The 24,346-nt window shown below is 64.7% G+C and carries 17 protein-coding genes; 13 read left to right on the top strand and 4 right to left on the bottom strand.

Translation table 11 applies throughout. From position 1 onward, the window contains the following. Nucleotides 1–46: 46 nt before the first annotated feature. The 4 genes from ACE3RX_RS15765 to ACE3RX_RS15780 form a co-directional block, all read right to left on the bottom strand. Entirely contained in the window at nucleotides 47–733 is a 687-nt protein-coding gene (locus ACE3RX_RS15765) for a lectin (RefSeq protein WP_374485750.1), read from the bottom strand. Nucleotides 734–767: 34 nt separating this feature from the next. Continuing rightward, nucleotides 768–2,339 (bottom strand): PepSY domain-containing protein, encoded by a 1,572-nt coding sequence (locus tag ACE3RX_RS15770; RefSeq protein ID WP_374485752.1) that lies wholly within the window; start codon nucleotides 2,337–2,339, stop codon nucleotides 768–770. Between the two features lie 260 nt (nucleotides 2,340–2,599). After that, on the bottom strand, nucleotides 2,600–5,386 hold the full coding sequence (locus ACE3RX_RS15775; RefSeq protein ID WP_374485755.1) for a TonB-dependent receptor: 2,787 nt from the start codon (nucleotides 5,384–5,386) through the stop codon (nucleotides 2,600–2,602). A 310-nt stretch (nucleotides 5,387–5,696) separates the two neighbouring features. Further along, the gene (locus ACE3RX_RS15780) at nucleotides 5,697–8,558 is read right to left on the bottom strand and encodes a TonB-dependent receptor (RefSeq protein ID WP_374485757.1); all 2,862 of its coding nucleotides are present in this window, start codon (nucleotides 8,556–8,558) and stop codon (nucleotides 5,697–5,699) included. 667 nt (nucleotides 8,559–9,225) lie between these two features. Here ACE3RX_RS15780 and ACE3RX_RS15785 point away from each other — a divergent pair. From ACE3RX_RS15785 to ACE3RX_RS15845, 13 genes are all read left to right on the top strand, one after another. Then, entirely contained in the window at nucleotides 9,226–11,574 is a 2,349-nt protein-coding gene (locus tag ACE3RX_RS15785) for a DUF1549 and DUF1553 domain-containing protein (RefSeq protein WP_374485759.1), read from the top strand. Between the two features lie 34 nt (nucleotides 11,575–11,608). Continuing rightward, a complete protein-coding gene (locus tag ACE3RX_RS15790; RefSeq protein ID WP_374485761.1) occupies nucleotides 11,609–13,060 on the top strand; it encodes a DUF1501 domain-containing protein in 1,452 nt (483 codons plus the stop codon). Between the two features lie 108 nt (nucleotides 13,061–13,168). After that, nucleotides 13,169–13,753 (top strand): peroxiredoxin, encoded by a 585-nt coding sequence (locus ACE3RX_RS15795; RefSeq protein WP_374485763.1) that lies wholly within the window; start codon nucleotides 13,169–13,171, stop codon nucleotides 13,751–13,753. 10 nt (nucleotides 13,754–13,763) lie between these two features. Continuing rightward, the gene (locus tag ACE3RX_RS15800; RefSeq protein WP_374485765.1) at nucleotides 13,764–14,501 is read left to right on the top strand and encodes a cytochrome c; all 738 of its coding nucleotides are present in this window, start codon (nucleotides 13,764–13,766) and stop codon (nucleotides 14,499–14,501) included. A gap of 424 nt (nucleotides 14,502–14,925) precedes the next feature. Next, nucleotides 14,926–17,394 (top strand): DUF1549 and DUF1553 domain-containing protein, encoded by a 2,469-nt coding sequence (locus ACE3RX_RS15805; protein ID WP_374485769.1) that lies wholly within the window; start codon nucleotides 14,926–14,928, stop codon nucleotides 17,392–17,394. A gap of 36 nt (nucleotides 17,395–17,430) precedes the next feature. Continuing rightward, nucleotides 17,431–18,876, top strand: coding sequence for a DUF1501 domain-containing protein (locus ACE3RX_RS15810; RefSeq protein ID WP_374485771.1), 1,446 nt, complete (start codon nucleotides 17,431–17,433; stop codon nucleotides 18,874–18,876). A 67-nt stretch (nucleotides 18,877–18,943) separates the two neighbouring features. Continuing rightward, nucleotides 18,944–19,327 carry a hypothetical protein gene (locus tag ACE3RX_RS15815; protein WP_374485773.1) on the top strand — a complete coding sequence of 128 codons (384 nt, stop codon included), beginning with the start codon at nucleotides 18,944–18,946 and terminating at the stop codon, nucleotides 19,325–19,327. Between the two features lie 4 nt (nucleotides 19,328–19,331). Continuing rightward, the gene (locus ACE3RX_RS15820) at nucleotides 19,332–19,913 is read left to right on the top strand and encodes a peroxiredoxin (protein WP_374485775.1); all 582 of its coding nucleotides are present in this window, start codon (nucleotides 19,332–19,334) and stop codon (nucleotides 19,911–19,913) included. Continuing rightward, a complete protein-coding gene (locus ACE3RX_RS15825; protein ID WP_374485778.1) occupies nucleotides 19,910–20,320 on the top strand; it encodes a hypothetical protein in 411 nt (136 codons plus the stop codon). Before ACE3RX_RS15820 ends, ACE3RX_RS15825 begins: the two co-directional genes overlap by 4 nt. 5 nt (nucleotides 20,321–20,325) lie before the next feature. Next, nucleotides 20,326–20,946, top strand: a complete 621-nt coding sequence (locus ACE3RX_RS15830) for a cytochrome c (protein WP_374485780.1) — start codon at nucleotides 20,326–20,328, stop codon at nucleotides 20,944–20,946. Between the two features lie 34 nt (nucleotides 20,947–20,980). Then, entirely contained in the window at nucleotides 20,981–21,463 is a 483-nt protein-coding gene (locus ACE3RX_RS15835; RefSeq protein WP_374485784.1) for a (2Fe-2S)-binding protein, read from the top strand. A gap of 8 nt (nucleotides 21,464–21,471) precedes the next feature. Next, the gene (locus ACE3RX_RS15840; protein WP_374485786.1) at nucleotides 21,472–23,718 is read left to right on the top strand and encodes a molybdopterin cofactor-binding domain-containing protein; all 2,247 of its coding nucleotides are present in this window, start codon (nucleotides 21,472–21,474) and stop codon (nucleotides 23,716–23,718) included. A 36-nt stretch (nucleotides 23,719–23,754) separates the two neighbouring features. Continuing rightward, nucleotides 23,755–24,138 carry a DUF6491 family protein gene (locus ACE3RX_RS15845; RefSeq protein ID WP_374485788.1) on the top strand — a complete coding sequence of 128 codons (384 nt, stop codon included), beginning with the start codon at nucleotides 23,755–23,757 and terminating at the stop codon, nucleotides 24,136–24,138. Nucleotides 24,139–24,346 lie beyond the last annotated feature (208 nt).

Below are 24,346 nucleotides of genomic sequence, written 5' to 3' on the forward strand. Positions count from 1 at the left end.
GGGCCAGGCCCCGCGCAGAGGCCCCGGCCAGGCCGGGGCGGGTGGATCAGTTGGTAGCGAAGCAGTAGAAGTAGCCGGCGCCGCCGGTGGCGATCAGCGCGTCCTGGCTGCAGCCGCGGCTGCCGTGGGTGGAGTTCCACGACACGTTGCCGCCGGTGGCGCCGCGGTTGGTGCGGTCGGAGTGGCCCAGCTGCACGCTGCCTTCGCCGCTGCTCGTGTAGTTCTTGCAGGTGTGGTCGGCGGCGTCGGCGTAGGCGCGGCCGTCGGGCTTGGAGCCGGTGATGATGTCGTGCTGGTTCGGGGTTTCGCCGACGCCCTTGATCGGGTCGCCCTTCTCGGTCAGTGCGGTGGTGCGGTGCAGGTTGCTGCCCAGCTGGCCCAGCTCGACGGTGTCACCGTGCAGGTGGGCCACGTCGTTGGCGATGATGGCGCCCTTGGCGTTGGCCCACGGACCCTTGCCGATGCGGTCGCGGGCGTTGACGGCCGGCTGGCCGTCGGCGGCCTGGGTGCTCAGGTAGGCACGCCAGGTCCGGTTGCCGGCGCCGACGGCAGCGGCCAGCTTCTGGCAGTGGGCATCGGCGCCGGCTAGGCCGCCCAGGTCGGCACCCTTGCCGAGGCCGACGCTGGTGACGAAGAAGCCGAGGGGCAGCTTGGGCGCCTCGGCGGCCTGCTGGGCGATGGCGGCGCCGGCGGCGAGGACGAGGGTGGCGGCGATCAGGGTGGTGCGCTTCATGCGGTGTTTCCTAGGTCGGTTGTAAAAGCGGTGTTCAGCTTGCCGGGCTGTCGGTAGCCAGGCGCGGTTGGCCGGTGGTCTGGGGCTTGGCCTTGGGTTTCGGCTTGTCGGTTTCGAAGGTACGGCGCAGGCGCCGCCAGCCGATCACCACGCTGCTGGCGCCAAGGACGACGCCGAGCAGCACCCACACCAGCATCCAGGCGTCCCACAGGGGGCGCTGGTAGAGCACGCCGAAGTCCCAGTGGTGCAGCGCGGAGTACAGCCAGCGATAGACGCGGCGGCTGTCGTCCTGGCGCAGCAGCAGGCGGCCGTCCTGCGGGTCGATGTAAAGACGCGTGGCGCCCTTGTCGTCCAGGTCGATGCGGACCACCGGCAGCGGGCGCTCGACGGCGCCCTGGTGATGGCGCGGGTAGTAGTAGCTGTCGTAGGCGTCGAGGGTGGTCTGGGCGGCGACCTTGCTGCCGGGGGCGAGGCGCCCGGCGGCCTGGGCCAGCGCGGCAGCGTCGAAGCGGCTTACGCTGGCCTCCGCGTTGTGCGGCTGGCGGCTGCCGTCGGCGGCCTGGGCGACCAGCACGGCCTTGTCGCCGAGACGGCGCCAGGCGAGCTCGACGACGCGGCGGCTCTCGTCGGCGGTGACAAAGGCGGACGGGCGCCAGTCGCGCATTACGGCCGGCAGCTCGGCGCCCTGGTAGCGGGCCAGTTCCTCCTTGTTGGGCGTTGCCGCAGAGAACAGCTGGAAGGGGTTGTTGCTGAGGTAGCCGCTGAGGGCCCATAGCAGCGCGGCGCTGCCGCCGAGCAGGCCGGTCCAGAAGTGGTACTTGGACCAGAACTCCCGGTAGGGCTGGGTGCGGCCCTCCTTGTAGGTGGGGCGACCGCCCCAGCCCGGCCGCCAGCGCTGCCAGCCGATGATGAGGCCGGTGAGGCAGGCGGCGAAGGCGATGAAACCGAGCCAGGCCAGCACCGTTCGGCGGGTGTCGGCGCTGAGGCCGGCGGTTTCGAGAGGGCGCAGCAGGTGGATCCAGTTGCCGGTCCAGTAAAGCACGCGGTCGAGGCGGGTCGAGTCACGCACCACTTCGCCGGTGCGGGCGGAGATCAGCAGCTCCCGCCCGCTGTCGCCGACGGTGAAGCGATGGAAGGGGCGCAGCGCTTCGTGGTTGCGCACGGCGCTGTCCTGGATGCCGGTGTCGAGGTAGGTCGGCGTTGCTGCAACGGGCGCGCTGTCGGCGGCCAGCCATTGGGCGGCAATCTGCGCGGCCTCGTCGGCGGAGGTCTCATGCACGCGGCCGTCCGTGGCGGACAGGGCGAAACGGCCGCCGCGGCTGTCTTCCACCAGCCACAGGGGCTGGCCGGCCTGGCGGACCAGGCGCGCGTCGGTGACGACGGCCTTGCCCTGGGGGCGCTCGGCGGCGCTGCGCGTCCATGCCTCGCCCAGGCTCAGCCAGCCGAACTCGGGGTTGAGCAGCTCGCGGTGGGCCAGCTGTTCGGTCTTGCCCAGTGCCGACGGGCCGGCGTACATGATGACCAGGCCGGACAGGAACCAGATGAACATGAACAGGGCCAGGCCAATGCCCGCCCAGCGGTGGATCTGATACAGGAGACGTTTCACCGGGATGCCTTTCTTGTGACGGACGACAGGGGCCGGAAACGGAGTTCCGGAATGACGCCGGAGTGGCGATCCCGGTGAATAGGCAATCTTGATGCCATGCCCTTTGTGTTGGAGTGGTCTTTGTTATCAAGGGCTTGGAGTTCAGCAGCAGAATCGCTGCTGGAATCGGCGCATGGCGCTGCTGAATTCAAAGCACTCGTAGTCAAAAAGAACCCCCGGGTGGCCCCGGGGGAAATCTCGAGAGACGAGGAGGTTCTTGCTTACAGCTTGCCGGTGAACATCACGCCGACCCAGCGGGGCACCGCGGGCACGTAGCTGTTCCATGTGGCGGACAGCGGGGTGCTGTCATTGAAGGCGTTCTTCACCAGCAGGCTCACGTCGTAGGAGCGGTCGGCCTTGCCGATGCCCACCGACAGGTCGGTGACGCTGTAGTCCGGAATCCACGAATAGCTGGACAGGGAGACATCGGAGTTGAAGCGGCTGTAATAGGCCGTGTTGAAGCTGGCGTGGAACACCTTGTCGCCAAACACCGGGCGGTTGTAGTCGGCACCGACGTTGAAGGTCCACTTCGAGGCGCCCGGCAGGGTCTGGCCGGAGACGTCCTGGTACGGCGCCGCGCCCGTGTAGCCGTTCTCGTTGGGCTGCGCGGAGTTCGTGAAGTCCTTGTAACGGGCATCCGTGTAGGCGCCGGAGAAGCGGATCGTGGTGTTCTTGATGCCGGCATATACGCCGTCGAACTCGACACCCTTGGACTGCACCTTCGGCACGTTGCCGGTGGCGTTGGTGTAGTAGACGGTGCCGTCGGACTTCAGGTTGGTGGTGTAGGCATCGACGACCCGCGTGGTCTGCTGGTAGTCACGGATGTTGGTGACGTAGACGTCGGCGTTGAGGATCAGCGTCTTGTCGAACAGCGCGGACTTGAAGCCGATTTCGAAGGAGTCGTTCTTCTCCGGCTTGACCAGGTTGGAGATGCCGTTGGTGAGCTGGGCGATACCGGCCTTCTCGCCGTGCTGCCACGAGGTGTAGGCGGTCAGGTTGTTGTTGAACTTGTAGCTCGGGCTGATCACGAAGGCCGGCAGCACCGCGCGGTAGGCTTCGGCCTCGGTGCTGTTGAACACCACGCCGATGTTGGAGGCGCGGATGTTCTTGGCGTCGGCCACCTGCTGCTTCTGGGCTGCCGTGAGGGTCGAGTAGGACGCGGCGTTGAAGTACTTCTGGGCGACCAGGTTGGCGAGCGCCAACTGCGCTGCGTTGTTGGCGCCCAGCACGCCCTTGGCATCGGAATTGAAGCCGCCCAGTTGCACGCCATTGACGGAGACGGGGTTCAGTTCGGCGCCGTTGCCGTTGTCCTTGATGTAGCTGCTGCCGGTATTGGTGCGGTCTTCCTGGGTCAGGCGCAGGCCGGTGGTGATGGTGAAGGGCTCGGAGATGTGCCAGTTGGCCTGGCCGAAGATCGCCGTGCTCTTGTTGTTGATGGACTGATAGCCGGTCGGGCTGTTATAGGACATGGACAGCCGGCCGAGGGAATTCTGCATCAGCGAGCGGCCGGCGGCGTCGGCATCCAGGCGGTTGTACTGGGCCGTGCTGGCGAACCATGCGCCGGCATCGTTGCCCCACGAGCGGCGGTAATCGTTGCTGTTATGAACGTTGATGAAATAGAGGCCGGTCTGGTAGTCCACGAAACCGCCGGGCTTGGACGTCAGGCGGATTTCCTGGCTGATCTGGCGGTAGTCGTTCCAGAAGCCACCCGAATTGGTGTTGATGTCGAAGGGGGTGCCTTCGTCATTGACCGCATTGAAGTGGTAGTCCTTGTAGGCGGAGATGGAGGTCAGCGTGTGGCTGCCCAGGTCCCAGTTTAGTTCGGCGGACGCACCACGGCTGCCGGTGACCAGGCCACGGGCGGCATCGACATTGACGGCGTTCTGCCCGCCGCCGTAGAGGTAGTTGTTGGCGTAACTGTAGCTGCCCTGGGTGAACCAGCGGCGGCCCAGGCGGGTGGAGGCGTCGGTGCTCAGCGGGTTCTTGGAGCCGTCGGCGTAGGTGGCCGGCGTCGGCGTGTAGATCGTGCGGCCGTTGGTGGTTTCGGACGAGCGGGGCTGCAGCTCCAGCGCGACGCGGGCGTTGAAGTCGGCGCTCGGGGTGAGCAGGAACTGGACGCGGCCGGAGACGCGCTCGATGTTCTGGTAGGTGAGGTCGGGATTGTTGGTGTTGTAGATGTCGCCGCGGCCCTTTTCGACGACGAAGCTGCCGCGCCAGGCCAGCAGATCGTCGATCAGCGGACCGCCGGCGGCGAGCTTGCCGATCAGGCGGTCACGCTGGCCAAAGGTCACCGAGTAGTCGGCGCTGGGCGTGAAGGAGGGCTTGCGGGTGACGATGTTGACGGCGCCCAGGCTGGCGTTCTTGCCGAGCAGTGTGCCCTGGGGGCCGCGGGTGACTTCCACGGCTTCCACGTCGTGGAAGTTGAAGCTGGAGGTCAGCGCGTTATAGGCGTAGCTGACGCCGTCCACGATCACGCCGACCGGCGGATCCTGGGCTTCGGTCTGGCCCTGCTTGCCGATGCCGCGGATCGACAGGCTGGAGGTGCGCTGGTTGCCCTGGTTCCACGAGATGTTGCCAGCCCGCTTGGTGATCTCGGCGATGTCGCCGGCGCCAAGGCGGTCGAGTTCCTTGCCGGTGACGACGGAGACCGACAGCGGCACGTCCTGCAGGCGCTCGATGCGGTTACGGGAGCGGATCACCACGGCGTCGAGGGCGACGGGCTCTTCCTTGGCGGGCGCAGCGGCGGCTTCGGTGGCGACTGGGGCGGAGGCGGCGGGCGCGCTGCCGCCTTCCTTCTTTTGCAGTTCCTGCTGGGCTTTTTCGAGGGCCTGCTTGAGACGGGTGATTTCCGATTGCAACTCGGCGCTGGATTTTTCCTGGGCGTGCACGGCACCGCTGGCGAGGACCGAGACGGCGGCGATGGCGGCGGCTACCGGCGACAGGCGGAAACGGGCGACGGCATTGCGACGAGCGATGGAGCGCGGTCGAGCCTGGATGTTGCTGGTCATGACGGGACAGTTCCTCGTGTAGATATTCGAGGACACATTCCGCAATAGCTATGCCACGCCTGCTAAGTGGGCTTATAAGAAATAAGAAAAACCATATTCAGTTCAATAAGTCTTGGAAATAAATTGGTTTTTTTACCGGCTTTGATGTGATTTACGTAATGACGGATAAGAATCGTGAAAAAGACGTAAGCAAATGAAAAACGATGGGGGTGCTGATTAGGCAACAGCTGGGCATTCAGACTGTTTGCTGCGATGCAGTTGCGCCCGCCCGGTGGGCCGGGCGGGCGTATTGTGGATCGGTCCTTGCGGATCAGAGCTTGCCGCTGAACACGATGCCGTACCAGCGCGGGTAGGGGTAGGGCGTGTAGCTGGCCCAGCCCTGCTCGTGGGCGGTGTCGTTGAAGGCGTTCTTGGCGATGAAGGTCACGTCGTAGTTGCCCCTGACGTGGCCGAGGCCGATGGCCAGGTCAGTGGTGGCATGGTCGGGCACCCACGCGTAGTTGGAGATCAGCTCGTCGGTGTTGGCCTTGCCGGTGTAGGCGGTGGTGAAGCTGGCGTGGAAGACCTTGTCGCCGAGCACCGGGCGGCGGTATTCGCCGCTCAGGTTGGCCTGCCAGAAGGGGGCTTCGCCTAGCCGTGAGCCGCTGCGGTCGATGAAGGGGTTGGACAGGTAGGCCAGTTCGGACGGCTTACCGGCGTTCTTGAAGTCCTTGTAGCGGGCGTCGTTGTAGGACGCGGCCAGGCGGAAGCTGGTGAAGGGGATGCCGTTGTAGGTCGCGTCCACTTCGACGCCCGAAACCTGCACCTTGTTCACATTGCCCTGCACGCTGGCATAGGCGGTGGGGTTGGCGATGCCGTTCTTGATGTTGTCCTGGGTGGCAAAGTCATCCACCGCGACGACCGTCTGCTGGTAATCCTTGATGTCCATCAGGAAGACGTCGGCATTGAGGGTGAGGGTCTTGTTGAGCAGGAAGCTCTTGACCCCCAGTTCGTAGGCGTTGGTCTTTTCAGGTTTGACGGTGGTCGGGATGCCATTGACCACCAGTGCCGAACCGGACTTCTCGCCGTATTGCCAGCTCGCGTAGGCGGTGATGTCGTCGTTGATCTTGTACTTGGGGCTCAGTACCGCGGAATGGATCTGGTCCTTGTAGTCGCTGCGCACGTTGTTCACCAGAGTGGCGATCTGCGAGGCGCGGATCGCCTTGGCGGCGGCCACCTGGGCCTTCTGGGCGACGCTCAGCTCGGCGTAGCTGGCGACGCCGAAGTACTTTTGGGCAACGGCGTTGGCCTGGGCCAGCTGGGCTGCGCTGTTGGTGCCGGTCAGGTTGCCGGCGGTTCCGTTGGCGACGCTGGCCGTGGTGTAGGCCACGGAGCTGAAGCCGCCGAGGGACTGGGTGTTGCCGGCGCCGTCGATGCGGACGGAGACCGGGTTCAGCGCGGTGCCGTAGCCGAAGTTGTTGAGGGCGTTGAACTGGGTCGTGGAACGCGCTTCGGTACCGATGCGCAGGCCGGCGGTGACGGTCAGTTGGTCGGTCAGGTGGATGTTGGCCTGGCCGTAGATGGCCTTGCTGAAGGTCTTGATGTACTGCTCGCCCCACTTGTAGAGGCCGCTCAGTGAGTCGGTGGCCAGTGAGCGACCCGCGCCGACGTTGGTACCGGCGTTGGTGATGAGGGTGCCGTACTGGGCGTTGTTGGCGAACCAGGCGCCGGCATCGGCACCGTAGCCGGAGCGGGATTCGACCTCGTCCTCGGTGCGCAGCAGGAAGATGCCGGTCTGGTAGTCGATGAGCTTGTTCGGCTTGCCGGTCAGGCGGAATTCCTGGCTGGCCTGGTTGTAGAACACGCTGCCGCCGCCGAGCTTGCTGATGTCGAAGGGCGTGCCTTCGTCATTGCGGGCCTGGAAGGTGTATTGGCGGTAGCCGGTGATCGACGTAAGCGTGTGGGTGTCGTTGAGGTTGTAATTGAGCTCGGCAACGGCGCCGCTGCTGGACGCGGTCTGGCCTTGGGTCTCGTTCTGGTAGACCTTGCCTTCGCGGGTGATGCTGTTGATGAAGGTGTTGTAGTCGAAACTGCGGCCGGCGAACCAGCTGCGGTTCAGGCGTGTGCGGTTGCCGGTGCCGCTGGGATCCACCAGCGTGCCGTTGGCGTAGTTGAGCGGCGTGTCCACGAAGTTGGTCAGGCCGTTCTGCAGCTGCGGCGCGCGCGGCTGGATGTCCAGGCTCAGCTTGGCGTTGAAGTCCGCCGACGGGGTCAGCAGGAACTGCGTGCGGGCGCTGACCCGGTTGCGGTTGTACATCGTGTCGAGCTGCTTGTTCGAGTCTTCGGCGACGGTGTAATAGCCGCGCTGGTTGTCCACTACGAAGGAACCTCGCCAGGCCAGCAGGTCGTCGACGATGGGGCCGCCAAGGGCGCCCTTCAGCAGCACGGTTTCACGCTGGCCGTAGGTGATTTCCAGGTCCGAGCTGGGTGTGAAGGACGGAGCCTTGCTCGTAATGGTGAGCGCACCGGCGCTGGCGCCCTTGCCCTGCAGCGTGCCTTGCGGGCCGCGCGCCACTTCCACCGACTGGATGTCGTAGAAGTCGAAGTTGCCGAGCTGGGAAAGGCCGTAGGGCACGCCGTCCACGATGATGCCGACGCTCGGGTCCTGGGTTTCGGTAAAGCCGCGCCGACCCAGGCCACGGATCGACAGGGACGAGCCGCGGGTGTTGTTCTGGTTGAAGGTGATGTTGCCGAGGCGCTTGGTGATGGCTTCGAAATCGGAGGCCTGTTCGCGCGCAAGTTCTCCACCGGAAACCACGGAAACCGACACGGGCACGTCGTGGAGCTTTTCCAGCTGGCGGCGGCTACGGATCACCACCGAATCCAGGGATTGGGGCTTCACCGCCGCCACGGCTTCCTCCGGCGTGGGGGGGCTGGCCACCACAGGTGCTGCGGCAGGCGCCACGGCGGCGGGGGTGCCGCGTGATTTCTCGAGCTCACGCTTGAGTTGCTGGATTTCCGCATTGGCCCGGTTCAGTTCGCCCTGCAGTTCGGTGGCTGTCTTCTCGCCTGCGGCGTGCACCGGAGCAGAAGAAATCGCCAGGCCGGCAATCAACAGGGCCGCAATCGGTTTGCGCCGGAATGCGGACGGAAATAGCGAGGAGTCATGTGTTCGGTGGGAACGATCGGTCATGATGGCTTTCGTCTTCTAATCAGATGTGAATTGACAAGATGCATTCAGCAACCGCTGTGCCAATTGAACTCTTTGTTTGAATGTGCGTCCTTTTGGAAAAATCCTGCAATCCTTGTGGTTGTTTTAATGAGAAAAATACAAGCCGATATGCGTATCCATAAATGCTATCTGGCATATAAGAAAAAGATATGCTGTTGGGCTTAATGCATTTCTGAATTTTTTGATGTGATTATTTGAGCAGTCAATGTCCGGATATTGAGCCACGGTTCGTATCGGCCATTTTCCATTCGGATTAAATTTTTCTGCAGGGGGTTGTACGGTGGGGTGCGCGTTGGGCAGCAGCGAGCCTGCGGAGCGTGTTGCTGCTTCAACATTGCCTGCAGAAGGGCCTTTTGCGGATGCGCTGCGCTGCAATTTTTAATATTTATAAAATCCTTCTTAAACATGATCTTGCAAGCGTGTGCGACGCGTTCGCGGGGTGTGTGGGGTATTGGCATGTTTGATGCGACTGAAATGGTCGTTGCGTGCGGGGAGTTCCTGCGAGTCTTGCGTGCTTGTCTGGAACTCCGTGGCGCTTTGTCTATTTCCAGGAATTGTGTCGGGTCATGGCTCGCTTGCCGATTCGACGCCATTCAGTCGTTCTTAAATGGCCTTTGGGGGTTGCTTGATGTTAAAAAGAAAAGGGATCTATATCGCGGTTGCCTTGGCGGTCAGTGCATCTGCCATTCACGCGGAAGGGGACGAAAAAGCCGCAGCGGCGCCTGCAACGGTAGCTGCCAAGGCTGTGCCGAATGGCTGGGCCTATCAACCGGTGAAGCAGCAGCAGCCGCCCTCGGTCAAGCAGCAGAAATGGGTGCGCACGCCGATCGATGCGTTCGTGCTGGCCCGTCTTGAGGAAAACGGTATCAAGCCGTCGGCCGAGGCCGACCGTTCCACCTTCATCCGTCGTGCGACGCTCGATGCCTGGGGCCTGCTGCCCACCCCGGAAGAGGTCAAGGCCTTTGTCAATGACAAGTCGCCGAATGCCTATGAAAAGCTCGTCGACCGCCTGCTGGCCTCCCATCACTTCGGCGAACGTCAGGCCCGCCGTTGGCTCGATCTGGCCCGCTATGCCGACAGCTCCGGCTTCCAGAATGATTCGACCCGGCCGAACAACTGGCGCTATCGCGATTACGTGATCAAGGCCTTCAACGACGACAAGCCTTTCGACCGCTTCATCCGCGAGCAGGTGGCCGGCGACGAATTGTGGCCGGACAGCCAGGAGGCCAAGATCGCAACCGGCTTCATTGCCGGCTATCCGGACAATGCCAATTCCCGCGACCTGGTGCAGCGCAAATACCAGATCGCCACCGACATCACCGACACCATCGGCGAGACCTTCCTGGCATCGACGATTGGCTGCGCCCGGTGCCACAACCACAAGTCTGACAAGGTCAGCCAGAAGGAGTACTTCCAGCTGCAGGCCTTCCTCGCCAATACGTCTTTCGATCAGCGCGCACCGCTGGTGAAGGGCACCGAAACGGCGTGGGACAAGAAGTTTTCCGAGCAGCAGGCCAAATACCGCGAGGCGACCAAGGAAATCCGCGACAAGCAGGCGGCCATCCTCAAGCCTTATCGCGAGGCGGCCATCAAGTATCAGAAAGAGCGTTATCTCACCGACAGCCGCGAGTCGATCTTCAAGCCCGAGAGCGAATGGAACGCCCTCGACCGCTGGGTGAATTTCCGCCACAAGACCGTCTTCAACCCGGATACCGATACCGCTGGCTATCTGCGCCTGACCGCCGAGAACAAGGATCACCAGGATCACTCTCCCGATCGCGTGGCGGCCTGGAAGGAATACCAGAAGCTGCAGGCCGAACTGCGCAAGTTCGACAACCTGCGCCCGATCAGCGGCTCGGTGAACATCACCACTGCAACGGAGCTGGGTCACGCGGATGCGCCGCCGACCTTCGTGCGCTTTGGTGGCATTCATGAACGTCCGACCGAGGAAGTGCAGCCCGGCATCCCGACCCTGTGGGGCGGTGACAAGCTCGAGATCAAGCCGACCGCAACGTCCTCCGGCCGCCGTACTGCCTATGCCAACTGGCTGGCTAGCCCCAACAACCCGCTGACCCCGCGGGTCTATGCCAACCGCGTGTGGAGTCAGTACTTCGACAAGGGCATCGTGCCGACCGTCGCCGACTTCGGCCGCGCCGGTGAGAAGCCGACCAACCCGGAACTGCTCGACTACCTGGCCGGTAGCTTCGTGAAGAACGGTTGGAGCGTGAAGAAGCTGCACAAGGAGATCCTGCTGTCGGCGGTCTATCGCCAGTCGTCCGAGGAGCGCCCGGACGTCGCCAAGATCGATCCGAAGAACCAGCTGCTGGCGGTTTATCCGCGCAAGCGCCTGGAGGCTGAAGAAATCCGTGATGCGCTGCTGTACGCATCGGGTCAGCTGACCGACGTCGTCGGTGGCCCGTCCGTGTTCCCGCCGATCGCCAAAGTGCTGGAAAGCGGCCAGGCCGACTTCGATGGCAACCGTCAATGGACCGTGTCGAAGGACAAAGCCGACTGGAACCGCCGCAGCATCTACATCTTCAGCCGTCGCAGCCTGCCGTATCCCCTGCTGCAGAACTTCGACCCGGCCAACCCGTCGCAGGCCCACCACAAGCGTGACGTGACCACCACCCCGCTGCAGGCACTGACCCTGTTCAACAGCGACATCGTGGTGAATTGGTCCCAGGCGCTGGCCGGCCGGATCATCAACGAAGCGGGCAAGGAGCAGTCCGCCCAGCTTAGCCGCCTGTACCAGATCCTGTTCTCCCGCGAGCCGAACAAGACCGAGCTGGCTGCACTGAAGGACTTCCTGAACAAGGAAGAGGCGATCGTTCAGAAGAAGGTGGCTGACGGCAAGTTCGAAGCCGCCGTGCCCACCGGTCTGAAGGATCCGGGCGCCATCAATCCGGTGCGCGGCGCGGCCTTCGTGGATCTGGTGCACACCGTTGCCAACTCCAACGACTTCGCCTACCGCTTCTGATCGACCCCAACATCTGACGACAAGGAAAATAACCATGAGCATCAACCGTCGCGATTTTCTGCTCAAGAGCGGCCTCGGGCTGGGCGCAGCTGCTGCTACCGGCTTCATCCCCGGTATCGGCTACATCAACGCGGCCACTGCCGCGGAGCTGGTCGACCCGCTGGCGGCCAAGCAGCCGCATTTCCCGGGCAAGATCAAGTCCGTGATCTGGCTGCATCAGAACGGCGCCCCGTCCACGCTGGACCTCTACGACTACAAGCCGGAGCTCGAGCGCTTGGCCGGTACGCCGGTGCCGGCGTCCTTCCTGAAGGGCATCAAGACCTCCACCCAGGGCGGCGTCAGCAAGCTGTTTGCCTCCAAGCAGCGCACGTGGAAGCAATATGGCCAGAGCGGCGCGTGGTTCTCCAACCTGCTGCCCAACCTGGCCCAGCATGCGGACACGCTGACCTTCATCAAGTCCAGCGTGACCGTCGGCGCCACGCATGACATCTCCATTCTCAAGCTCAACACCGGCGACCTGAACCCGGGCCGTCCGTCGCTGGGCGCATGGATCACCTACGCACTGGGCTCCCTGAACCCGGATCTGCCGCCCTATGTGGTGCTCTACAACGGCGAGCAGGAGCCCAGCGCCGGCTCGGTGAATTGGAGCTCCGGCTTCCTGCCGGCGGTTTATCAGGGCACCGCTTTCCGCCCGGGTGAATCCCCCATCCTCTACCTGGAGCGCCCGGACCTGCGCTCCGCCGCGCAGCAGCGCGCGTCGCTGGACCTGCTGAAGCAGCTCAACCGCTTCGGCGGCGACCGTCGCCCGTCCGACACCGAGCTGCGTGCCCGCCTGGAGTCCTACGAACTGGCCGACCGCATGCAGACGGCTGCGCCGGCGGCGGTGGATCTCTCCAAGGAGTCGGAAGCCACCCTCAAGCTCTACGGCATCGACGACCCGACCAGCGAGAGTTACGGCAAGGTGCTGCTGCGCGCCCGTCGCCTGGTGGAGCGCGGTGTGCGCTTCGTGCAGGTGGTGTCCGGCTACCCCAGCAACATCTCCGACCAGGAGCGCCGCAGCTGGGACGCCCACAGCGATCTGGACGGCAACCACGCCACCCAGGCGCGCATGGTGGACAAGCCCATCGCTGGCCTGCTGACCGACCTGAAGGCCCTCGGCCTGCTCGACACCACGCTGGTGGTGTGGGCCTCCGAGTTCTCCCGCACTTCGTGGGGCGAGAGTGGCACCGGCCGCGACCACAACCCGTGGGGCTACACCCAGTGGATGGCCGGCGGCGGCCTGAAGGCCGGCTTCACCTACGGTGAGACCGACGAGATCGGCCTGCAGGTGGCGGACAAGGAGAAGGGCGTGGATACCTACGACCTGCACGCCACGGTGCTGCACCTGATGGGCCTCGACCACCTCAAGACCACCTTCCTGAACAACGGCCGCTCCGAACGTCCGACGGTGGTGTACGGCAAGGTCGTCAAGGAGCTGCTGGCTTAAGGGCTGGGGCTGCCAGGCGGGCGCCGGGAAGCCGGTGCCCGTCATTCCCGCAGGATGGCGCGGTGCGCCATCCGACGAACAACACGAATTTCCCCAATTGGATCCCGCATGAAGCGATCTCTCCTGTCCAGCTTGCTGCTCGCCAGCGTGCTCGCGACGCCCGCATTCGCGGCCCTCAACGAGGGCGACAAGGCGCCGGAATTCAGCGCTCAGGCTTCGTTGGCCGGCAAGGCCTTCAACTATTCCTTCCGCGATGCGCTGAAGAAGGGGCCGGTGGTGGTCTATTTCTACCCGTCGGCCTTTACCGGTGGCTGCAATCTGCAGGCCCACACTTTCGCTGAGAACATCGACAAGTTCTCCGCCGCCGGCGCGACGGTGATCGGTGTGTCCCTCGATAGCATCAAGCGCCTCAATGCCTTCTCGGCGGACCCGCAATACTGCGCCAGCAAGGTTGCGGTGGCCTCCGATCCAGACGGCAAGATCGCCAAGTCCTTCAATCTGGCGGTGGCCGACGTACCGGCCGGGCGGAAGGACACCCGTGGCGAGGACATCGACCACGGCCGCGTCGATCGTGTGACCTTCGTCGTCAAGCCGGATGGCCAGGTTGCCGCGACGATCGGTGGTGTGGCGCCGGTGGAGAACGTCGAGAAAGCGCTTGAGACGGTAACGCGCCTGGCGTCCGCGCGGCGCTGAGGGGCATCGTTTGAGTTTGAGCGTTCGCAAGGCCCCGGGCCTGGCCTGGGGTGTGGGAGGCTGCGCGGCGGTGTTGCTGGCAGTCTTCCTGTCCGGGCCGGTGGCGGCCCAGGCGATAAAGAGCAAGGGGAAGTCGGTAACGGGGGCGGTGCCTGTCGTGGCCGCCTCCGCACCGCGTAGCGGCGATCCGGTCGCCGGCGCCCGCAAGTCGGACGATGAGCGTTGCCAGGAGTGCCACGGCGCCGATGGCCACGGTTTTGGCCAGAGCGCCAGTTCGGAGGGACGGCATCCCAAGCTGGGCGGCCTGCCTGCCGACTACATCGTCAAGCAGATCGCGGATTTCCGTAGTGGCGCGCGCAAGCACGACGTGATGACGGTGATGGCGCGGACCGTCGATCCGGCCGACATCGCAGACATCGCGGCCTACTTCTCCAGCCAGAAGCCCATGCAGGGCGACGGCCAGGGCGACGATCCGCTGGGGCGCAAGCTCTTCGAGAGCGGCGATCCGGCCCGCGGCGTGGACGCCTGCGTGGGCTGCCACGGTCCGGCGGGGAAGGGTATCGCCGGCCTGGGCGCCGCCTCACCACCGATTGGCGGGCAGGAGTGGCGCTACCTGGAAAAGCAGTTGCTGGACTGGCGCAGCGGTGATCGCAGCAATAGTCGTGACGGGGTGATGAACCGCATTGCCAAGACCCTCAGTGACGAGGAGGTGAGGGCGCTGGCGAACTACCTGTCCGCACAGCGTTGATGCGCCGCTGCGCATGGCTGGGCAGCCTCTGTTGGCGGTGCAGCATTTTCGTTGGTCCCAGTGCTGTCAGCGCAGCAGGCGATCTTCTCGACCGCACTCGCAAAGGCTGTCGGGAGGGTACTTCCGTGAGCCCCGGAGATTTTGTAAGCGATTGAAAAGTTGAATTCTTGATTGCCATTTGATGACCATGGAATGACGTCCGGGCGGGGCGGCATGGATTCTGCTGACAGCTGGCATGCCGATGCGCAAGCCTCGGCTCATCCAATCTGTCATTGGAAGGTTCACGGCAATGAGGAGTCAGCAGTTGGCCATGTCGCCGACGCCGGCATCGATGGAGGCCGTACAGGCTGCCCGCTGAACCGAATGCAGGTTTTCTATGCGTCGGTTCGGTGAAGAGTCGACGCAGGCACATGGAGTAGAAACGATGAAGAGAAAAGCCGCATCCCTGGCTGTGGCCTGGAGCCTGGTCGGGGTCATGAGTCTGGAGTCGGTGGCCGTGGTGGCTGCCGAGGCTGCGCCTGCCGAGCAACCGCGGTCGGCCCGATCGGCGCAAGGCCAGCAGCACTGGGCCTATCAAGCTGTCGCGCGGCCCGCCACCCCGGCCGTCAAGAATGCCAGGTGGGTGCGCAGCCCGATCGATGCCCACATCCTGGCCCAGCTCGAAGCCAAGGGCATCAAGCCGTCCGCCGATGCGGACCGGGCAACGCTGATCCGCCGCGTGACGTTGGATACCTGGGGCATCATTCCGACCCCGGAAGAGGTCAAGGCCTTCGTCAATGACAAGTCGCCCAACGCCTACGAGAAGCTGGTGGACCGCCTGCTTGCGTCGCCGCGCTACGGCGAGCGCTGGGGCCGCCGCTGGCTTGACTTGACCCGCCACGCCGACAGCGACGGCTACAACACCGACGGTACCCGGCCGAACATGTGGCGTTACCGGGACTACGTCATCAAGGCCTTCAACGACGACAAGCCCTACGATGTCTTCATCAAGGAACAACTGGCTGGCGACGAGCTGTGGCCTGATCGCAAGGACGCCTTGGTGGCGACCGGCTTCCTGCGCAACTTCCCTGATGAGATCAACGCCCGCGACCTCAATCTGAAGAAGCAGGAGATCGCCAACGACCTGACCGACACGGTCAGCTCGGTGTTCCTGGCCACCACGGCCAACTGCGCCCAGTGCCACAACCACAAGTTCGACAAGTTCAGCCAGAAAGAGTACTACCAGCTCCAGGCCTACTTTGTTAACACCAGCTTCCGTGACGACGTGACGCCGCTGTCCGGCAAGGAGCTGGCCGACTACTCGGCCAAGCTCGCCAAGTGGGAAGAGGCCACCAAGGACATCCGTGCCAAGCAGGAGGCTCTGCTCAAGCCCTACATCGACAAGCTGGAGGCGGACCGCCTGCTCGGCTTTGTGCCGGAGACCCGCGAGTCCATCACCAAGCCGGAAAAGGAACGCAACGCCTACGATCGCTGGATTTACCACCGTAACCTGTGGACCATGTCCGGCCGCACCCGCAATGCGGCCAACCAGATGAAGGAGAAGGACAAGGCTCAGTATGCGGAGTACGAAAAGCTGCAGGCCGAGCTGAAGAAGTTCGACGACATCAAGCCGAAGGATCCGGGCAACATTTCCACCGCTACGGAGCTCGGCCACAGCGATTCGCCGTCCACCTTCGTGCTCTTCAAGGGCATCTACGACCGCAAGCTGGAGGAAGTCCAGCCGGCGCTGCCGGCGGCCCTGTCCGGCGGCCAGAACCCGCAGATCGTCGCCACCGCCGCCTCGTCCGGCCGGCGCACTGCGCTCGCCAACTGGATCGCCAGCCCGTCCAATCCGCTTACCGCACGGGTCTTCGCGAACCGGGTGTGGAACACCTACTTCGGCCGCGGCCTGGTGGATACCGTCAATGACTTCGGCAAGATGGGCCAGAAGCCGGTCAACCCGGCGCTGCTCGACTACCTGGCCGACAGCTTCGTGAAGAACGGCTGGAGCGTGAAGAAGCTGCAGAAGGAAATCCTGCTGTCCAGCGTGTATCGCCAGTCGTCCGACCACCGGGAGGATCTGGTCAGCGTCGATCCGGAGAACAAGCTGCTGGCCTACTTCCCGCGCCAGCGTCTGGACGCGGAGCAGGTGCGCGACTCCCTGCTGTACGCCGCCGGCCTGCTCGAAGAGAAGATCGGTGGTCCGTCGGTGTTCCCGCCGGTGCCGGTCAATTTCGACAACCGCAACGCGTGGAAGGTCTCCGACAGCCTGGCCGACCAGCATCGCCGCAGCGCCTACATCTTCGTGCGCCGCAACACGCCGTACCCGCTGCTCGACACCTTCGACTGGGCCAACCCGCAGCTGGTCCATGGCCGCCGCGAGGTGACCACCACCGCGCCGCAGGCACTGGCTCTGGTCAATAGCGACCTGGTCTTCGAGTGGTCGAAGGCGCTAGCCGGCCGCGTGATCCGTGAGGCGGGCGAGAACGACAACGCGCGCCTCGACCGCCTGTACCAGATCGCCTTCGGCCGTAACCCGGACAAGGCCGAGAAAGACTCCCTGCTGGCTTTCCTGGACAAGGAAGAGAAGGTCGTCGCCGGTCAGATATCCACTGGCAAGAAGGTGGTTGCCCCGGTTGGCGCCAAGGATGCCGGCGCTGTGCGCGAGAAGGTGGACGGTCTCTTCAAGACGCTCTACGGCCGCAGCCCGGACAAGTTCGAGCGCGCCACGCTGCTGTCCTACCTGGACACCCAGCAGGCCAAGCTGGCGAAAGCGTCCGATGAGGATGGCGAAGGCAGCGCCGGCGGTGCCAGGGCGTCCGCCAGGGACAAGGCCAACCCGGCCCGCAGCGCCGCCTTCGTGGAGCTGGTCCATGCCGTGGTGAACTCCAACGAATTCCTCTATCGCCTGTAAGCGCCGTACCGAGAACAAGGCAGGAACACATACATCATGACTCACGATCACAACGCCCGTCGTCGCTTCCTCGTCAATGCCGGCTATGGCATCGGCGCCTTCGCCTTCAGCGGCATCTTGCCCGGCGGCGGCTTCATCTCCTCCGTGCAGGCCGCCGACTACGTGGACCCGTTGGCCCCCAAGCAACCCCACCACACCCCCAAGGCCAAGGCGGTGATCTGGCTGCACATGGCCGGCGCGCCGTCCACCCTCGACCTGTTCGACTACAAGCCTGAGCTGGTCAAGCTGCACGGCCAGCCGCTGCCGGACTCCTTCTCCAAGAACCTCAAGACGGCCACCGACGGCGGTGTCGGCGCCCTTTACGCCACCAAGCGCACCTGGAAGCAATACGGTGAGAGCGGGGCCTGGTTCTCCGACCTGGTGCCCAACCTGGCCCAGCACGCCGACAAGATCTGCTTCCTGAAGGGCAGCAAGACCGAAGGCTCGACCCACGTCATCGCCTCCCTCAAGCTGCACACCAGCGGCCTGGTGCCGGGCCGTCCGGCCCTCGGCTCGTGGATCCAGTACGGCCTCGGCACCAACAACCCCGACCTGCCGGCCTTCGTGGTGCTCGCCAACGGGCGCAGCACCGGCGGCGGCGGGCGCGGCCAGGTGATCTGGAGTTCCGGCTTCCTGCCCGCGGTGTACCAGGGCACGGCCTTCCGCCAGGGCGATTCGCCGATCATGTACCTGGACCGCCCGGCCGGGGTGTCCGACGCGGAACAGCGCAACACGCTGGAGCTGCTGAAGACCCTCAACCAGCGCACCACTGCGCGCTTTCCGGCGGATACCGAGCTGGAGGCCCGCCTGCGCTCCTACGACCTGGCCTACCGCATGCAGAAATCGGCGCCGGAGGCAGTGGACCTGTCAAAGGAAAGCGACGCCACCAAGAAGCTCTACGGCCTCGACGACAAGGCCACGGTGGAATATGGCACCAACCTGCTGCGGGCCCGCCGCCTGGTCGAGAAGGGTGTGCGCTTCGTGCATGTGATCTCCGGCTCGCCGGACGACAGCCTGCCGGACTGGGACGCCCACAACAACATCGAGAAGAACCACGGCACGATGGCCAAGCTGGTGGACAAGCCGATCGCTGGCCTGCTCGCCGACCTGGAGGCCCGCGGCCTGCTGAAGGACACGCTGGTGGTGTGGACCTCCGAATTCGGCCGCACGCCTTACGGCCAGACCGGTGACGGGCGCGACCACAATCCGTGGGGCTTCACCTCGTGGATCGCCGGCGGCGGTATCAAGGCCGGCTATACCCACGGGGCCACCGACGAGATCGGCCTGCGTGCGACGTCCGGCATCGTCGACACCTACGACCTGCAGGCCACGCTGCTGCATCAGCTGGGCCTCGACCATCGCAAGCTGACCTTCCAGTACCAGGGCCGTCAGGAGAAGGCGACGACCGTCTTCGGCGACGTGGTGCCGGAAATCATCACCTGACCGGCAACGGGGGGCGAGGGCAGGGGCCCTCGCCATGCCCGCCGGCATTCACCCTGAGCTTGACCCCATGTACAAGAAAAAACTGTTCCGCCTTGCCCTGACCAGCCTGCTCGCCACGACCGCGCTCACCGCCTCCGGGGCGGTGGATGAGGACTTCATGCGCAACGTTGAAGACACGTTCAAGAGCGCGGATGCCGCCATCGGCATCAAGGACGCAAAGACCGCCACCGCGGATGCCAAGGAACTGGAGAAGCTCTTCAAGGAAGTGGCGGACCATTACGTGAAGAAAGGCGATGCCGAGGACGGCGTGAAAATGTCCCAGAAGAGCATCGACCTGTCCGCGCGCATCGTGACCACCGTCGCCGCCAAGGATTTCGACAGCGCCGCCGCCGCATCCGCCGAACTCGGCCGGACCTGCAAGGCCTGCCACAACGTCTACAAGCAGGACTGACCCCATGAAGAAGACCCTCGTGATCGGCGCCTTGCTCGCCGCCCTGGCCGTGCCCGCTACCGCCGCCCTCAAGGAAGGTGACGCCGCGCCGGACTTCAAGGCCCAGGCCTCGCTGGCCGGCAAGGCCTTTTCCTATTCCCTGAAGGACGCCCTCAGGAAGGGGCCGGTGGTGGTGTACTTCTACCCGTCGGCCTACACCAATGGCTGCAACCTGCAAGCCCACACCTTTGCCGAGAACATGGACAGGTTCAATGCGGCCGGTGCCACCGTGGTTGGCGTGTCCCTGGACAGCATCGGCCGCCTCAACGAATTTTCCGCCGACCCGGAGTTCTGCGCCGGCAAGCTGCCGGTTGCCTCGGATGCCGACGGCCGTATCGCCAAGTCCTTCGACATCGCGGTGCGCGAGGCGCGCAGCGGAGCCAAGGACACCCGTGGCAAGGACATCGACCACGGCTTCTCCGAGCGCACCACCTTCGTGATCAGGCCGGACGGCCGCATCGCCGCCACGGTGGCGGGCCTCCAGCCGGTGGCCAACGTGGATAAGGCCCTCGAAGTGGTACAGACGCTGGCAGGCAGGGCACGTTGAAGCGCGTCTTTTCCCGTCTGCTGGCGGTTGCCGTCGTGAGTGCGGGTGTGCTCTTCGTCGGCAACGCAGCGGCCGACAGCATCCTCGAGTTTGATGTGTGGATGCAGAAGATCGACCGTCACAGCCAGTCCGTGCTGCTGGCCCTCAAGCGTCAGGATGCGGCGTCGGCCATTGCTGACGCCCGCGAGCTGGAGCACCTGTACGGCTTTATGGAGCGCTTCTACGAGGCCCGCGGTGAGCACGACGATCCGTTGCTGTTGTCCTGGGACGGACGCCAGCGAGCGGCCAGTGCGGCGAGCCTGGTGCAGCGCGGGGATTTCGCCGCAGCCTATGAGTCGGCGCTGGGCATTGCCCGTGACTGCCGGGCCTGCCACGACCGCTTCAAGCCGATTCGGCCACTGGGGTGAGCGTCATGCGGCTTCCGCTTCATTTACTGTTCCTCGCTGCGTTATGGGCAGCCGGCGGTGCGACCGCTGCTGACCGCATTGGCGACCCGCTGGCCGGCAAGGCCTGGTCCGATGAGAACGTCTGCAAGGAATGCCACAACCCCGACGGTAACAGCACGGTGGCCGAGTACCCGCGCCTGGGCGGTCAGCAGGCGGCCTATCTTTATAAGCAGCTACGCGATTTCCGCGACGGCCGCCGCCGCAACGTGATCATGCAGGCGCTGACGCAGGAACTGGGCGATACGGAGCTGGCCAACGTGGCCGCCCATTTCGCTGCCCAGCCGGTGATGAAGGGTGCCGTGCCGAGTACCAGCGCTCTGGGGCGCAGCCTCTTCGAGCAGGGAGACAGTGCCCGTGGCATTCCGGCCTGCAGCGCTTGTCACGGGGCTGACGGCAAGGGCGGGGCAGCTGGCAGTCTGGCCTATCCAGCCATCGGCGGCCAGCACCGCTTCTACCTGCGCGGTCAGTTGCAGGACTGGCGCAGTGACACCCGCCGCAACAGCCCGGACGGCGTCATGAACCAGATTGCCAAGTCGCTCGGCGACAAGGACATCGAAGCACTGGCGGACTATCTTTCAGGCTTGTAGGGCTCGCCTTCAACCATCCGGATCGACCCATTCCATGAGCAAATACACCCTGTCCATCAACGGTCACAGCCGCAGCGTCGAGGCCGCACCGGAAACGCCGCTGCTGTGGATCCTGCGCGACAGCCTGTCGCTGCTCGGCACCAAGTACGGCTGCGGCATCGGCCAGTGTGGCGCGTGCACGATCCATCTCAACGGCGTGCCGGCCCGCGCCTGCATGACGCCGGTGTCTACTGTCGGGCGCAAGCAGGTCACCACCATCGAGGGGCTCGATCCGCAGGGCGAGCACCCGCTGCAGCGGGCCTGGAAGGAACTCGACGTGCCCCAGTGCGGCTACTGCCAGGCCGGCCAGATCATGACTGCCGCGGTGCTGTTGAAGGAGACCCCCCGCCCCAGCGACGAGGACATCGACGGTGCGATGGTGGGCAATCTGTGCCGCTGCGGCACCTATCTGCGCATCCGCAAGGGCATCCACCGGGCCGCCGAACTCGCCGCCGCTGACAAGAAGCTCCGCAAATGAGGACGCCAATGAACGCCCCCGATCTCGCCAGCGCCGGCCGCCGCAATTTCCTCCGCCAGTCCGCCGCGGCGGGTGGCGGTCTCGTGCTCGGCTTCTACCTTAATGGATCGACCCAGGCCGTCGAGCGGCTCGAGAAGCCCGTCGCCGGCGGCGCTGAATTCAAGCCCAGCGCCTTCATCCGCATCGGCCGCGACGGCGTCGTGACGCTGGTTTCCAAGCAGCCTGAGATCGGCCAGGGCATCAAGACGTCATTGCCGACGGTGATCGCCGAGGAGTTGGAGGTCAGCTGGAAGGACGTGCGCATCGTGCAGGGCGACCTGGACCCGGCTTACGGCCGCCAGAGCGCCGGCGGCTCCACGTCCACGCCGACCAACTACGAAGATTTCCGCCGCCTCGGCGCTGCGGCCCGGCTGATGCTGGTTGAAGCGGCCGCGCGCAGCTGGAAGGTGCCGGTCGGTGAGTGTTTTGCGGCGGATTCCGCTGTGCATCACCGCCCGTCGAAGCGCAAGTTGGGCTACGGCCAATTGGTGGACGCGGCGGCGGCGCTGCCGGTGCCCGATCCTAAGAGTGTGCAGATCAAGGATCCGAGGGACTTCAAGCTGCTCGGCAAACGCATAGGTGGCGTAGACAACCACCAGGTTGTCACCGGTCAGCCGTTGTTTGGCATCGACACCCAGCTGCCGGGCATGCTCTACGCGGTATATGAGAAGAGCCCTGTGTTCGGCGGCAAGGTCCGTTCGGCCAACCTGGATGCGATTAAGGCGCTGCCGGGCGTCAAGGACGCCTTCGTGATCGCCGGGACGGACGACCTTCGTGGCCTGCTGCCGGGCGTGGCGATCATCGCCGAGTCTACCTGGGCGGCGTGGAGCGCCCGCAAGCAACTGCAGGTGGACTGGGACGAAGGGCGCTTCGCCAACCAGAGCTGGTCCGGCTTCGTCTCCGACGCCCAGCGGCTGTCCAAGCAGGCAGGTGCAAGCGTGCTGCGCCAGGATGGTGATGTGGGCGCCGCGCTGGCCGGCGCCGCCAAAACGGTCGAGGCCGCCTACAGCTACCCCTTCATTTCCCACGCCAGCTTCGAGCCGCAGAACTGCACGGCTCACTATAAGGATGGCGTGCTCGAACTTTGGGCACCGACCCAGAACCCGGCCGCCGGTCAGGAGCTGGTCACCGCCACACTGGGCATCCCGAAGGACAGGATCGTCCTGCACATCACGCGCAGTGGTGGCGGCTTCGGCCGGCGCCTGTCGGCAGACTACATCGTCGAGGCAGCGGCCATCGCCCAGCGTGTCCAGGCGCCGGTCAAGCTGACTTGGACGCGGGAGGACGACCTCCGCCACGACCATTTCAGGCCCGCCGGCTTCCACTTCCTGCGCGGCGGCGTCGATGCCAAGGGCAAGTTGATCGCCTGGCACAACCATTTTGTGACCTTCGCCAACCCGGTGAGCCGCGACGGCAAGACTACGCTGGTGCCCGGGAGCGGCGGCAGCCTGTCAGGGGACGAGTTTCCCGGCCGCTGGGTGGACAACTGTCTGCTGGAGCAGTCCGCCATCGAATGCGGCGTGCCGATGGGGCCTTGGCGGGCGCCGGGCAGTTGCGTCTTCGCGTGGGTCTTCCACAGCTTCATCGACGAACTGGCCCACGCTGCCGGGCGTGACCCGCTGGAGTTCCGCCTCGACATCCTCGGTGACAAGGCCATCGTGGCCGGCAGCGGCGAGCGGGGTACGCCTTACGACGTCAGTCGCATGCGCCGGGTGCTGCTGCATGTGGCGGACAAGGCCGGTTGGGGCAAGCGGAAATTCCCGAAAGGGCAGGGGCAGGGCATCGCCTTCCATTTCAGCCACCGGGGCTATATCGCCCAGGTGGCCGAGGTGACGGTAGCGAAGGACGGTACGCTGAAGGTGGACCGGGTGGTGGTGGCCACCGACATCGGCGCGCAGATCGTCAACCTGTCCGGCGCCGAGAATCAGGTCGAGGGCTCGGTCGTCGATGGCCTAGGCACGCTGATGTTCCCCGAACTCACCATCGAGCGTGGGCGCATCGTGCAGGGCAATTTCAACGAGTATCCGCTGATCCGCATTGCCGATGCGCCGCCAAAGATCGAGGTGCATTTCGTGAAGACCGACTACCCGGTCACTGGTCTAGGCGAGCCAGCCCTGCCGCCGCTGGCCCCGGCCGTCTGCAACGCGATCTTTGCCGCAACAGGCAAGCGGGTCCGTCAGTTTCCGCTGGCGCGAACCGACCTGCGTTGGGGTTGAGCGCGGTGCGCAGAATGTCCTGAAGGAGAGGGAGCGATGCGTTACGTGATCCTGCTGGTGTGGCTGGTCGTCGTCGGCGTGATCATCGGCTGGCTGGGTCTGGCTGCGGCGGAGGATGAAGCTGGCAAGACCGAGCTGACCAACGCACCAGAGCTTTCCATTCCGGCAGTCAATGGCCGCGGCGTTCGCGACTGGGTTGCCGAGGACGACCGTACCCTGCTAATCCAGGATAACTTCCGCAAGTGGTACAAGGTCCGCCTGATGGTGCCGTCGCGGCATCTGCTCCACGCCGAGAGCATCGGCTTCGTCACCGGGCCGTCTGGCATCCTCGACACCACTGGCGCGGTGGTTGTGCGCGGGCAGAAGACGCCGGTCGTATCCATCACTGCGAGTGAGGGTCCGAAGCGCCAGCGGCGTTGAGACGTGTTTGGGACGCTCGCGGGTGACCTATTGTTCATGCCCCGCTGTTTACCCTTCCGTGAATTGCCGTGGTGTTGGCGGTATCTGAGCGCGTGGCGTCACTTCTTCAGTCGCGGCTGAATAGTGCAGACAAAGAGCGGTTGTAGCCTGTCGGCAATCGTCTGCTGGGCACTGGGCACCTGCTCGAGAATTATTTTGTCGAATGGTG

Source organism: Zoogloea sp., from assembly GCF_041914405.1.
Classification (GTDB): Bacteria; Pseudomonadota; Gammaproteobacteria; order Burkholderiales; family Rhodocyclaceae; genus Zoogloea.

Coding starts and splice junctions, on each gene's coding strand:
- ACE3RX_RS15765 (WP_374485750.1), bottom strand. CDS start 733: ATGAAGCGCACCACCCTGATCGCCGCCACCCTCGTCCTCGCCGCCGGC.
- ACE3RX_RS15775 (WP_374485755.1), bottom strand. CDS start 5,386: ATGACCAGCAACATCCAGGCTCGACCGCGCTCCATCGCTCGTCGCAAT.
- ACE3RX_RS15780 (WP_374485757.1), bottom strand. CDS start 8,558: ATGACCGATCGTTCCCACCGAACACATGACTCCTCGCTATTTCCGTCC.
- ACE3RX_RS15785 (WP_374485759.1), top strand. CDS start 9,226: ATGTTAAAAAGAAAAGGGATCTATATCGCGGTTGCCTTGGCGGTCAGT.
- ACE3RX_RS15790 (WP_374485761.1), top strand. CDS start 11,609: ATGAGCATCAACCGTCGCGATTTTCTGCTCAAGAGCGGCCTCGGGCTG.
- ACE3RX_RS15795 (WP_374485763.1), top strand. CDS start 13,169: ATGAAGCGATCTCTCCTGTCCAGCTTGCTGCTCGCCAGCGTGCTCGCG.
- ACE3RX_RS15805 (WP_374485769.1), top strand. CDS start 14,926: ATGAAGAGAAAAGCCGCATCCCTGGCTGTGGCCTGGAGCCTGGTCGGG.
- ACE3RX_RS15810 (WP_374485771.1), top strand. CDS start 17,431: ATGACTCACGATCACAACGCCCGTCGTCGCTTCCTCGTCAATGCCGGC.
- ACE3RX_RS15815 (WP_374485773.1), top strand. CDS start 18,944: ATGTACAAGAAAAAACTGTTCCGCCTTGCCCTGACCAGCCTGCTCGCC.
- ACE3RX_RS15820 (WP_374485775.1), top strand. CDS start 19,332: ATGAAGAAGACCCTCGTGATCGGCGCCTTGCTCGCCGCCCTGGCCGTG.
- ACE3RX_RS15830 (WP_374485780.1), top strand. CDS start 20,326: ATGCGGCTTCCGCTTCATTTACTGTTCCTCGCTGCGTTATGGGCAGCC.
- ACE3RX_RS15835 (WP_374485784.1), top strand. CDS start 20,981: ATGAGCAAATACACCCTGTCCATCAACGGTCACAGCCGCAGCGTCGAG.
- ACE3RX_RS15840 (WP_374485786.1), top strand. CDS start 21,472: ATGAACGCCCCCGATCTCGCCAGCGCCGGCCGCCGCAATTTCCTCCGC.
- ACE3RX_RS15845 (WP_374485788.1), top strand. CDS start 23,755: ATGCGTTACGTGATCCTGCTGGTGTGGCTGGTCGTCGTCGGCGTGATC.